Origin of the sequence: Actinomadura sp. BRA 177 (assembly GCF_013372625.1) — a bacterium.
Classification (GTDB): Bacteria; Actinomycetota; Actinomycetes; order Streptosporangiales; family Streptosporangiaceae; genus Spirillospora.
This window is the reverse complement of record NZ_JABXFD010000551.1, coordinates 1-6,980: the sequence shown is the minus strand read 5'-3', so window position 1 is coordinate 6,980 and position 6,980 is coordinate 1. Positions and strand designations below refer to the sequence as shown.

General features: G+C 73.7%; 8 protein-coding genes. 5 read left to right on the top strand and 3 right to left on the bottom strand.

Features of this window, described 5'->3' with window-relative positions; translation table 11 throughout:
* Positions 1-16: 16 nt before the first annotated feature.
* Positions 17-268 carry a hypothetical protein gene (locus tag HUX53_RS31175; RefSeq protein WP_176406795.1) on the bottom strand — a complete coding sequence of 84 codons (252 nt, stop codon included), beginning with the start codon at positions 266-268 and terminating at the stop codon, positions 17-19.
* Between the two features lie 126 nt (positions 269-394).
* Here HUX53_RS31175 and HUX53_RS31170 point away from each other — a divergent pair, with 126 nt between their 5' ends.
* From HUX53_RS31170 to HUX53_RS31155, 4 genes are all read left to right on the top strand, one after another.
* Complete coding sequence (locus HUX53_RS31170) at positions 395-952, top strand: CGNR zinc finger domain-containing protein (protein WP_176406794.1); 558 nt, start codon at positions 395-397, stop codon at positions 950-952.
* Between the two features lie 137 nt (positions 953-1,089).
* Entirely contained in the window at positions 1,090-1,629 is a 540-nt protein-coding gene (locus tag HUX53_RS31165; protein ID WP_176406793.1) for a GNAT family N-acetyltransferase, read from the top strand.
* 48 nt (positions 1,630-1,677) lie between these two features.
* Positions 1,678-3,357 (top strand): MFS transporter, encoded by a 1,680-nt coding sequence (locus tag HUX53_RS31160; protein WP_309237519.1) that lies wholly within the window; start codon positions 1,678-1,680, stop codon positions 3,355-3,357.
* A gap of 74 nt (positions 3,358-3,431) precedes the next feature.
* On the top strand, positions 3,432-4,298 hold the full coding sequence (locus HUX53_RS31155; RefSeq protein ID WP_176406796.1) for a 1,4-dihydroxy-2-naphthoate polyprenyltransferase: 867 nt from the start codon (positions 3,432-3,434) through the stop codon (positions 4,296-4,298).
* On the opposite strand, the gene HUX53_RS31150 is transcribed toward HUX53_RS31155, so the two are convergent.
* Positions 4,262-5,272, bottom strand: coding sequence for a DUF3995 domain-containing protein (locus HUX53_RS31150; protein ID WP_176406792.1), 1,011 nt, complete (start codon positions 5,270-5,272; stop codon positions 4,262-4,264). The two genes, HUX53_RS31155 and HUX53_RS31150, sit on opposite strands and share 37 nt — an antisense overlap.
* Before the next feature lie 95 nt (positions 5,273-5,367).
* Complete coding sequence (locus HUX53_RS31145) at positions 5,368-6,060, bottom strand: uracil-DNA glycosylase (protein ID WP_176406791.1); 693 nt, start codon at positions 6,058-6,060, stop codon at positions 5,368-5,370.
* 113 nt (positions 6,061-6,173) lie between these two features.
* Here HUX53_RS31145 and modA point away from each other — a divergent pair, with 113 nt between their 5' ends.
* Positions 6,174-6,941, top strand: coding sequence for a molybdate ABC transporter substrate-binding protein (gene modA, locus HUX53_RS31140; protein ID WP_176406790.1), 768 nt, complete (start codon positions 6,174-6,176; stop codon positions 6,939-6,941).
* Positions 6,942-6,980: the final 39 nt, after the last annotated feature.

The window sequence follows — 6,980 nt, the reverse complement described above, 5'->3', positions numbered from 1 at the left end:
CTGTTGTTTTTTGTTGTTATTGATGCGTCGCCCACTGGGATCTGCCCGTTCCTCTGCGTCGGCAGCGGCGGATGGGTATAAGAGCCAGGTCGGGCACGCCGCCGAGCAGCCACCGGCGGGCCCGGGCGGCGCGCTCGGCGGCGCGCTCGGTCTCGCGGGCGCGGGCCGTGATCCGCGCCTCGACGATGTCGGCGTGGAGTCGTGCGTACTCGCGCTCCGCCCATGCGTGCCGCATGGCGAGGCCCGCCAGGTAGGGCAGGGGATTCATCTCGTTCTCCCGGTTCGTTGACACCACCTAAACCGTAACGCCGGTGTCGTCCAGATGCAACCGGTCAAACTGTAATGAAGGTGTCGTGCCTTGGTAGAGTGCCTAGTGGACCTGCAGGAGGGGGTTATGGCCGACGCTCACGCCGATGGGGACCCCGCGCTGCTGCTGGTGGACTTCGTCAACACGCTCGACGTCGAGTCCGGGACGGACGGGATCGCCGCGCCCGCCGGGCTCAGCGCATGGCTCGCCGAACGCGGGCTCGTCCCGGCGGCCGCGGCGGCCGGCGACGCCGACGTCCGCGTGGCCGTGGCGCTCCGGGAGGGCCTCCGCGAAGCCATGTCCGCGCACCACGGGCCGCAGGAGGCCGGCTTCCCGGACGACCTCGAAGACGCGCTGGCCGCCCTCCCGCTGCGCATCACGCTCGCCGGACCGCGTCCCGCGCTCGCCCCGCTCGACCCGCCCGGCACGGCCGCCGCCGGCCTCGCCCGCCTCGCCGCCGCGATCATGGACTCCGTCGCCGCCGGGACCTGGCCCCGGCTGAAGGCCTGCCAGGAGGACACCTGCCGCTGGGCGTTCCTCGACACGTCCAAGAACCGGTCCCGGTCCTGGTGCTCGATGAGCGTCTGCGGCAACCGCACCAAGACCCGCGCCTACCGCGCCCGCCGCAGGACCCCCGCCGGCTGACGTCTGGAGTGGATCGCCAGCGGAGCGGAAGGCGGCAGTCGGCGTCCTGATCGGGGGGTGGGGGGCGTCCCCCCACCTGAAGCAACGTGGATCGCTAGGGTGGGCGGCGGGTTTCCGGCGCGAGGACGGGGGACGGCATGGCCGATGTGGGAGTGCGGCCCGCGCGGCGCGCGGACGCGGCCGCCGTCGCCGACATCCAGGTGCGGGCGTGGCGGCACGGGTACCGCGACCTGCTGCCGGACGGCGTCCTCGACGAGGTGACCGGCCCCGCCGCGGTGGAGACGTGGCGGGAGCGGTGGGCGGAGGCCGCGGCGGCGCCGCCGAGCCCCCGGCACCGGCTGCTGGTCGCCGTGGCGTCCGACCTGGTCGTGGGGTTCGCCGCGCACGGCCCGGCCGAGGACGAGGACCTCGACGCCGCCGGCACCGCGGAGCTGATCACGCTGCTGGTCGACCCGCTGCACGCCCGCGCCGGGCACGGCAGCCGGCTGCTCGCCGCGACCGTCGACCTGCTCCGCGAGGAGGCCGTCACCACCCTGGTCAGCTGGGTCTTCGAGGACGACGAGGTCACCCGGACGTTCCTCGGCTCGGCGGGCTGGGGCCCCGACGGGACGGCGCGGACGCTCGACATGGGCGAGCCCGTCCGGCAGATCCGCCTGCACACCGACATCAGCGCGTAGGCAGGGGTCGGTGAGGTGCACGGGTGACCCGGCAATATCTTTGAAGCCGTGCCCGAGTCCACCTCCCTGACGCCGCCGCGCGCCGCCGCGGCGGCACCCGCCGTCCGGCACCGATGGCTCGCCCTGCTCGTCATCAGCCTCGGCGTCTCGCTGATCGTCGTGGACGCCACGATCGTCGGCGTGCTGCTCCCCCGGATCGTCGCGGACCTGGGCCTGACGACCACGGACGCCGAATGGGTCACCTCGGTGTACGCGCTGGTGTTCGCGGCGCTGCTCATCCCGTTCGGGCGGGCCGGCGACCTGTTCGGGCGGCGCCGGCTGTTCGTGCTCGGGACGGCGGTGTTCGCGGTGGCGAGCGTCGCCGCCGCGCTGGCCGGGGACGGCTCGGCGCTGATCGGCGCGCGGGCCCTGCAGGGCGTCGGCGCCTCGATGGTCATGCCGGCCACGCTGTCCACGCTGAACGCCGTCTACACCGGGCGGGACCGGGCCGTGGCCTTCGGCGTCTGGGGCTCGATGATCAGCGGCATGGCCGCGCTCGGGCCGCTCGCGGGCGGGGCGATCGCCGCCGCCGGCGGCTGGCGCTGGGCGTTCGGGATCAACCTGCCGCTCGGCGCCGCGCTCGTCGCCGGGGCGCTGTGGCTGCTGCCCGAGACCCGGCAGGCCCGCGGCGGGAGCGCGCGACGCGAGATCGACTGGCCGGGCGGGCTGCTGGCCGCGCTCGGGCTCGGCGCGCTCGTGTGCGGGATCATCGAGGGGCAGACCTACGGCTGGTGGACGCCGACGCGCCCGTTCACGGTGGCCGGCTTCGACTGGCCGGAGACGGCGCTGTCGCCGGTCCCGGTCGTCCTCGCGCTGGGCGTCCTGCTGATCGCCGCGCTGGTCGTGGTGGAGCGGTCCCGGGCGGCGGCCGGACGTCCGGTGATGCTCGACCTGGAGCTGTTCCGCATCCCGAACTTCCGCCGCGGCAACCTGGCCTCGGCCCTGATCAACGTCGGCGAGCTGGGGCTGCTGTTCGTCCTGCCGCTGTTCCTGCTGGGGGTGCACGGCACCAACCCGCTGGAGATCAGCCTGGCGATCCTGCCGCTCGCCGTCGGCGCGTTCCTGTCCGGCGGGTACGCGGGCAGGCTCGCGAACAAGCGCGGCGCGCACCGGGTCGTGCAGATCGGCATGGTGCTGGAGGTCGCCGCGGTCGTCGCGCTGGGCCTCACCGTGTCGGCGACGACCGGCGGGCTCGGCCTCGCACCCTGGATGCTGCTGTACGGGGTGGGCCTCGGCCTGCCGTCCGCGCAACTGACGAACGTATCGCTGGCGGACGTCCCACCGGCGCAGTCCGGGCAGGCGTCCGGGACCCAGTCGACGGCCCGGCAGGTCGGCGCGGCGCTCGGCATCGCCGCGATCGGGACGGTGTTCGCGACGAGCCTCGGGCACGCGATGACCGACCGGCTCGCGGACTCCGCGCTGCCGCCCGAACGGCAGGCCGCGATGGCGCACGACCTGCGGGAGAGCGCCGGGACGTACGGCCGCGACCTGCACGAGGCCCCGGGGCTGGCGGCGGAGGCGCGCGCCGCCGACGAAAGCCTCGCCGTCGCGACCGGGCACGCCGCCCTCACGACCGCGGCGATCCTCGCCCTCGGGCTCGCCGTCTCACTCCGCCTCCGCCCGAACCAAGAGCCCTTTTCATCCTCGGACGAGTCCAGCCGTGCCGCTCCACCGCGAAAGGCCGGATGAAAAAGACTCTGATCTCCATCGGGAAGAATCGAAGGAGTAGTCCCCCTGTCGTCCCACGAGAACAAGCGGTGACTGTGGCCACGCTCTCCCATTGGGTCGCCGGATCCCGGCCCCGCACCCTGCCCGCGTCCCTCGTCCCCGTCGTCGTCGGTACCGGCGTCGCGGTCGGCGCGGGCGAGCCCGTCTGGTGGCGCGCCGCCCTCGCCGGGTTCGTCGCGCTCATCCTGCAGATCGGGGTGAACTACTCCAACGACTACAGCGACGGCGTCCGCGGCACCGACGAGGACCGCGTCGGCCCGCTGCGCCTCGTCGGGTCGAAGGTCGCGCCGCCGAAGCAGGTGCTCGGCGCCGCGCTCGGCTGCTTCCTCGCCGCCGCGGTGGCCGGGCTGGTCCTCGCGGCCGTGACGACCTGGTGGCTGCTGCTCGTCGGCGCGTTCGCGATCCTCGCGGCCTGGTTCTACACGGGCGGCAAGACCCCGTACGGCTACCGGGCGCTGGGCGAGGTGTCGGTGTTCGTCTTCTTCGGCCTCGTCGCCGTCGTCGGGACGGTGTACGTCCAGGTCGAGGGGCTGCCGTGGGAGGCGTGGGCCGCGGCGGTGCCGATCGGGCTGCTGGCCTGCGCGCTGCTCGTCGCGAACAACCTGCGCGACATCCCGACCGACCGGGAGTCGGGCAAGCGGACGCTCGCCGTGGTGCTCGGCGGCCCCTGGACCCGGATCCTGTACGCGGCCTGCACCGCGCTGCCGTTCATGTTCGTCCTGGCGCTGGCGGCGCCGCACCCGTGGGTGCTGATCGCGCTGCTCGCGGCGCCGCTGTCGCTGCCGCCCACGCAGAAGGTGCTGCAGGGCGCGTCCGGCCCCGCCCTGATCCCGGTGCTGGGCGAGACCGGCCGGCTCCAGATCGCCTACGGCGTGCTGCTGGCGATCGGCCTCGCGCTCTGACGTTCGGTGAGCAGGACGGCGCCGGTGAGGCCCATGATGAGCCCGGCGAGGAGCCCGCTGAGGGCCGTCAGGTTGGCCGCGACGGTCGTGTCGGACGCCAGGAAACCGGGCTGGGCGAGCGTCACGAGGAGCCCGTAGAGCGACCAGGCGAACGTGGCGGCCGCGCCGACCCAGGCGGCGGCCAGCGGCACCACGAACCTGTCCGGACGGCCGCGCCGCTGGACGATCATCAGGAGGGCGGCGGCACCGGCGAGCGCTAGCACGCCCCACATGCCGTCGGCCAGCTGCTGGGCGATGTTCCGGTGGTCGAGTTCGTCCGGGCGGAGCCCCGCCGTCCCGCCGAACGCCCAGAAGAGGTGCACGACCGCGAAGGCCGTCGCGAACACGCTGGCCGTCCGCGCTAGGAGAACCTGTAGCGGGTGGGTCGCGCCTCTTGGGACGTCCTTGGTGCGGACGGCGAAGACGTCCGCCCACCGGTCGCGTGCATACAGGACGAACGCCGTGAGCAGGCCGAGCCCCTGCACGGTGAAGCCCCCGTAGACGGCACCGAACACCCAGCCTTGAAGCGCCGCCTGGTCACCGCCGGTGAGCGGCTCCGCCGAGAAGAGCACCTGCAGGAGCGACCCCAGCGGGACGGCGAGGACGATCGGCGCGAGCAGCCCGACCGCGACCCAGATCGGCGTCAGCACCAGCCAGGCCGGGATCCGCCGGCCCCACCGGAACGTGAACGCCAGCGCGACCAGCACGGCCACCGCGTCCATGCCCATGGTGATCGCGTTGCCGACGTAGAGCGCCGACTCCTGCGCGGCGGAGGTGTCGTTCCACCCGATCGTGCTGCCGGACAGCCACGCGATCTTGATGGTGAGGTAGGGGACGCACGCGGCGATCGTCACCAGGCAGACGGCGAGGCGCAGGCGCCCCGGCCCGCCGTGTGCGGCCGGCGTCCGGGTGAGCGGCTGAACAGAAACGGTCATGGCCCCGACGATGCCCGGACCGGCACCCGCCGCTCTTCCCGCCACCGGGTGAAACCGCCCGCGCCCCTCCCCCGCACGGGTGAGGGCGCGGGCCCTCAGCCGGTGCTCGTCTCAGGCCCCCAGCCCACCTCGGGGAGGCCGGCGTCCACGAGGGCCTTGTTGACGGCGCTGAACGGACGCGTCCCGAAGAACTTCTTGGCGCTCAGCGGGCTCGGGTGCGCCGACTCGATCACGGTGTGCTGCGGACCGGTGATCAGCCGGGCCTTCTTGCGGGCGTAGGCGCCCCACAGCACGAAGACGACGCGTTCGCTCTTGTCGTTCAGCGCGCGGATCGCGGCGTCGGTGAAGTCCTCCCAGCCCTTGCCGGCGTGCGAGCCCGCCTCGCCGCCGCGGACGGTCAGCACCGCGTTCAGCAGGAGCACACCCTGGTCGGCCCACCGGGTGAGGTCGCCGGACGTCGCGGCCGGAACATCCAGGTCGGCGGCCAGCTCCTTGTAGATGTTGCGCAGCGACGGCGGCAGCCGCACCCCGTCCCGGACGCTGAAGCTGAGCCCGTGCGCCTGGCCGGGGCCGTGGTAGGGGTCCTGCCCGAGGATCAGCACGCGGGCGCCGTCGAACGGGCAGTGCCGGAACGCGCTGAACAGGTCGTCCCGCGGCGGGTAGACGGTCTGCGCGGCGTACTCCCCCGCGACGAACGCGCCCAGCGCCGCGGTGGCGATCGGGTCGAGCAGCGGGTCGAGCCGCTCCCGCCAGTCGCCGGGCAGCAGTTCCATCAGGTCGAGGGACATCGTCGGGCCTCCGCGGACGTGATCTCCAGTTGCCGGAAACACTAGTGCGCGCCTCTGACACGCCACGCCGCAATCACCGGCGCGAAAGGGGCCCGACCGTAGGATGAGGCCATATGCCCGACTCCCCCCGACGGCGGCGCCTCCGTGCGGCCGCGCTGCTCGCCGCGCTCGCCCTGCCGTGCCTCGGCGCGGGCTGCGGCGGACCGTCCGGGCCGGTGACGCTGACCGTCCTCGCCACCTCGTCCCTGACCGAGGTGTTCGGCGAGATGGGGACGGCCTACCACCAGGAGCACCCGGACACGAGGCTGCGCTTCGTCTTCGGCGGATCCACCGAGATGGTCGACCGGCTGTCGGACCACGCCCCCGGCGACGTCCTCGTGGCGGCGGACCGGGCGAGCATGCAGGACGCCGCCGACTACCTGGCCGGACGCCCCCGCGTCGTCACCCACGACACGCTCACCATCGCGGTCGGCCCCGGCAACCCCCGGCGCATCCGCGGCCTGAGCGACCTGCGCCGTCCGGGCCTGGCCGTGGCCATCGGCGCGGGCTCGGTCCCGGTGGGCCGCTACACCCGCCAGGTCCTCGCGAAGGCGGAGGTGACCGTCCAGCCGAACTCCGAGGAGATCAGCGCCCGCGCCGTCCTGGACCGCGTCCGCGCCGGCGAGGCCGACGCCGGCATCGTCTACATCACCGACCTCCGCTCGGCCGGCGTCGCGGCGAGCAGCGTCCCCATCCCGGCCGACCTGAACATCACCGCCGCCTTCTACGCCGCCCCACTCCAGGACTCCGACCACCGCGACCCCGCGAACACGTTCGTCTCCTGGCTCCTCACACCTGTCTCTTATACCCACCTGACGCTGCCGACCAAGCGGAGAGTGTAGACCCCGGTGGACGCCCGCACATCACAAAAAAAAACAGCA